This is a genomic window from Nocardia sp. NPDC004722 (genome assembly GCF_053601505.1).
Genome location: NZ_JBSGBY010000643.1, coordinates 1 through 4,578 on the forward strand (window position 1 = coordinate 1; position 4,578 = coordinate 4,578).

5 protein-coding genes are annotated in these 4,578 nt (G+C 71.2%); all 5 read left to right on the forward strand.

The window, feature by feature from the left end:
- On the forward strand, positions 1 to 234 hold a 234-nt coding region (locus tag ACWELQ_RS38755), incomplete at its 5' end, for a tetratricopeptide repeat protein (protein WP_452401984.1).
- 17 nt (positions 235 to 251) lie between these two features.
- Positions 252 to 1,154 carry a protein phosphatase 2C domain-containing protein gene (locus ACWELQ_RS38760; protein ID WP_452401985.1) on the forward strand — a complete coding sequence of 301 codons (903 nt, stop codon included), beginning with the start codon at positions 252 to 254 and terminating at the stop codon, positions 1,152 to 1,154.
- A gap of 2 nt (positions 1,155 to 1,156) precedes the next feature.
- Positions 1,157 to 2,437, forward strand: a complete 1,281-nt coding sequence (locus ACWELQ_RS38765; protein ID WP_452401986.1) for a VWA domain-containing protein — start codon at positions 1,157 to 1,159, stop codon at positions 2,435 to 2,437.
- A 5-nt stretch (positions 2,438 to 2,442) separates the two neighbouring features.
- Positions 2,443 to 3,093: an FHA domain-containing protein gene (locus ACWELQ_RS38770; RefSeq protein WP_452401987.1), complete on the forward strand. Its 651-nt coding sequence runs from the start codon at positions 2,443 to 2,445 to the stop codon at positions 3,091 to 3,093.
- Positions 3,090 to 4,535, forward strand: a complete 1,446-nt coding sequence (locus ACWELQ_RS38775) for a hypothetical protein (RefSeq protein WP_452401988.1) — start codon at positions 3,090 to 3,092, stop codon at positions 4,533 to 4,535. Before ACWELQ_RS38770 ends, ACWELQ_RS38775 begins: the two co-directional genes overlap by 4 nt.
- Positions 4,536 to 4,578: the final 43 nt, after the last annotated feature.

Below are 4,578 nucleotides of genomic sequence, written 5' to 3' on the forward strand. Positions count from 1 at the left end.
CCCGAGCACAAAGCGTGGCAGGCGATCGCCGTGCTCGACGCGGCGCGCGCGTTCGCGGCGGCGCAACCCGTTCAGGCGGGCGCGACGGTGCTGGGCTGCCGCTTCACCGATCAGGACCTGCGGACGGGGCTGGAAGCGCAGTACCGGGCGCTGGCGCGGCTCGCGCCCGACAAGCTGACGCGGCGCGACCTGGTCAACCGCGCCAATGCGATTCGACCGCTGAGCTGGGTGTGACGGGCATGCGAGGGGCAATGACTGCGACAGCGGAGGAGACCGGCGTGTGCCCGGCATGCGGTGCGGCGTTCACCGCCGGAGACCGGTTCTGCGAGGACTGCGGCGCGCCGCTGGTGGCCATGGAGCCGCCCGTCGCGGACCGGCGCGACCTCGACCTGGGCGTGGTCGCGGCCGTCAGCGATCGGGGAAAACGGCACGCGCACAACGAAGATGCCATGGCGCTGCGAGTACTGGAGGATTCCGGGACTCGAATCCTCGTGGTGTGCGACGGCGTATCCAGTTCCGATCACGCCGACGACGCTGCTACGCGAGCCGCCACGACCGCCGCCGATCGGCTCGCCGCCGAGCTGACCGGGGGGCTGGGCGCGGAAGCCGCCACCATACTGGCCATCGGGGCGGCAGCGGATGCCGTTGCCGCCCTGGGCGACCGCGGTGAACGTACACCGTCGTGCACCATCGTCTCCGCGGTGATCACGGCGAGCGCGGTCACCACCGGCTCCATCGGCGACAGCCGCGCGTACTGGCTGAGTGGTGAGCCGTCGGCCGCCGCGGCGCGCAAACTGAGCACGGACGATTCCGTCGCGGCCGGGCTGGTGGCGCTGGGCGTGGAGGAGGCGACCGCCATGTCCATGCCGGATGCGCACACGCTCACCGCCTGGCTCGGGGCCGACGCCGACAGCATCGAACCCCATGTCCGCACGTTCGTTCCGGACGGACCGGGCGTGGTGCTGGTCTGCAGCGACGGCCTGTGGAACTACTTCCCCGGCGCGGACGCCCTCACCGAACTCGCCCTGCCGCAAGCCCGCACGGCTCCCCTGGCCACCGCCCATCAGCTGGCGGATCTGGCCCTGGCCGCGGGCGGCGCCGACAACATCACCGTGGCGCTCGCGCCGCTTCCCGTGACCTCGAGGAGCCACTGATCATGAACGACCCCTTGGGTTTCCACATCGACACCTTCCAGAACGAGTACCTGCCCGCCGGGGCCGGCCGGGTCGACGCGGTGGTCACCGTGACCGCCACCGGCGGCGGCGTGCCGCGGGCTGCGGGCGGCGCGGCCGAGGTGATCATCGTCGACTGCTCGGGCAGCATGGATCACGCTTACGGCAAGCTCACCGCAGCCAAGAACGCCACCGCCGCGGCCATTTCCGCGGTGCGCGACGGGGTGGAGTTCGCCGTGGTGGCGGGCACCGACGTGGCCCGCATGGTGTACCCGGTGACCCCGTCGCTGATCACCGCGACACCGCAGCACAAGGCCAATGCCATTGCCGCCGTGCAGAATCTGCGCGCGGGCGGCGGCACCGCCATCGGCAACTGGCTGCGGTTGGCGCGGCAGCTGTTCGGGGATCGCGGCGGGCTGCGGCATGCCATCCTGCTCACCGACGGTCGCGACGAGCACGAGACGCCCCAACAGTTGGCGGCCGAGATCGCCGCCAGCACCGGGGTTTACGTGTGCGACTGCCGTGGTGTGGGCACCGACTGGGAAGTGGCCGAACTGCGCAAAGTGTCCAGCGCGCTGCTGGGCACCGTCGACATCGTCGCCGATCCGCGCGATCTGGTCGCCGACTTCCAAGCCATGACCACCGCCGCCATGGGAAAGACCGTCGCGGATGTGTCGCTGCGGCTGTGGACGCCGCGCGGGGCGACCGTGCGATTCGTCAAGCAGGTCGCGCCCGACCTGCTCGATCTGACCGGGCGGCGCACCGAAACCTCCACGCAGACCGGCGAATACCCGACCGGCGCGTGGGGCGGGGCGGAGAGCCGCGACTACCACGTGTGCCTCGAGGTCGCGCCGGGCGGGCTCGGGGACGTCATGCTCGCTGGGCGGGTGAGCCTGGTGCGCGGGGACGAGGTGCTCGGCCAGGGCTTGATCAAGGCCGTGTGGACCGACGATGCGGCGCAGTCCAGCAAGATCAGCCCGGAGGTGGCGCACTACACCGGGCAGGCCGAACTGGCGGGCGTCATCCAGGAGGGGCTGGCCGCGCGCCGCGACGGCGATCTCGACACGGCCACCAAGAAATTGGGTCGCGCGGTGCAGATCGCCGCGGCCTCCGGCAACCAGGACACCGCCAAGCTGCTCGAGGGCGTGGTGGATGTGCTCGACGCCCGCACCGGCACCGTGCGACTCAAGTCCGCGGTGGCCAAGGCCGCCGAGATGACCCTGGACACCCGGTCCACCAAGACCTCTCGCGTCCACAAGCGGTGATCGGCATGCAGACCTGTCCCGCCGGACACGATTCGGCATCCACCGACTACTGCGATGTGTGCGGGCTGCTCATGGGCGCGGCCGCGAAGCCCACGCCCGCACCGGAACCCGTGGGCGCGCCCTGCCCGGTGTGCGGGGAGCCGCAGACCGGACGGTTCTGCGAGGGCTGCAGCTACGACTTCGTCGCCGGATCCGGACCCGCGACGCCGGTCGCGCCCCCGACGGTGGTCGCGCCGGTCTACTCGGCTCCCGAATATCGCTGGACCGCCACCGTTTTCGCCGACCGCGACTACTTCGAGAGCATGCGGGCCGAGGACGACGACGTCGAGTTCCCGGCCTACTGCCCCGAACGCGTCTTCGCGCTCGGCGGCGCGCAGGTGCGGGTGGGACGCTTCAGCGCGTCCAAGGGCATCGCCCCGGAGATCGACCTCGCCGGGCCGCCGCAGGATCCCGGCATCTCGCATCTGCACGTGCTGTTCGTCGCCCAGCCCGAGAACCGCTGGGCCATCATCGATCTCGGCTCCACCAACGGCACCCGCGTGAACGCGGCCGCCGATCCCATCCCGCGCGGGCAGGCGGTGCCGGTGTGCTCCGGCGACCGGATTCACCTGGGCGCGTGGACCACCCTCACCGTGAAGCAGGACTCCGCGTCATGACGACGATGCTCACCCGTCCCCCGGCTCCCCGCCCCGAGACCACCCCCGGCCCGCTCGCCCGGGTCCGCGCGCTGCTGCCGACCCGGGCGGACACACCGGGCTGGATCCGGCTGCTGGCGGTGGCGGCGGTGCTCGTCACGGTGGTGACCGCCCTGGTCATGGCCGCCGACGCGCGCTCCACCCGGCACGGCGTCCAGGTCATCGGCGGGCACACCGCGCCGACCGTGACCGCCACCGAGGACCTGTACTTCACCCTCGCCGACATGGACGCCCAGCTGGCGAATGTGCTGCTGGCCGGGGACGATTCGAGCCTGGCCAAGGTGCGCAAGAACGCGCTGAGCGTCTACGACCAGCGGCGCGCGCAGGCCGACGGCGACCTGCAGCAGGCCATGACCATCGCCACCGACGACCAGGCCGCCGGGCAGATCCGCGAACTGCTCGACCGGTTCGGGCAGTACCAGGCGCTGGCCGCGGACACCTTTCAGCTCGCCGATCTCGACAAAGGGGCGGCCGGGCAGCCGTCGGCGCGGACCCTGACCGCCTACCGGGCCGCCACCGGCATGGTGCCGGACCTGCTGTCGCGGGCACAGCAGCTGGCCGACACCAACCACGCGGTGCTGACCCGGGCGTACCAGGACAGCGAGCACACCAGCGTCGCCGCGCGCATCCGCATCGTGGTGCTCGGAATGCTGTTGCTGGCCACACTGATCGGGCTGCAGTACCTGATGCGGGTGACCTTGCGCCGGCGGGTCAATCCGGCCCTCGCCGCCACCACCGTCCTCGCGGCGGCCCTGCTGCTGAGCGGGTACATCGCGAATGCCGCTGCGGCGCACGAGCTCACGATCGCCAAGCACGACGCCTTCGACTCGCTGCTGTCGCTGCGGCAGGCGCGCGCGCTCAGCTACGACGCCAATGCCGACGAGAGCCGGTTCCTGCTCGACCCGACACATGTGCCGAGTTATACGCAGAGCTACAACGACAAGACGCAACAGCTGGTGGGGACCCAGAAAACCGGGGTCGAGGATCCGACGGGCCGCATCGACAAGAACGCCCCGAACCCGAAACCGAGCGCGGACCCGAACTCCCTGTTCGGCCAGGAGTTGCGCAACGTCACCTTCCCCGGGGAGGGTGCGGCCGCCGAGCAGACCCTCGTCGCCTTCCAGGCGTATCAGAGCGACGACAAGACCCTGCGCGCGCTGGCGGGCACCGACCTGCGCGCCGCCATCGCCCTGGACACGGGCGGGTCCAACGACCACTTCGCGGCCTACGACAAGACCCTGCAGGACACCATCGAGATCAATCAGAAGGCGTTCGACACCGCGATCACCCGCAGCGAGAACCACCTGTCGGGATGGGACAACTGGCTGCCCTACGCGGCGGCGGCGCTGTTCGCGGTGCTGGTCCTCGCCGGGGTACGGCCGCGGCTGGCCGAATATCGCTGACCCGGCGATCGCGGGCACGAGACCTCGAGCATGATGGTCTCGT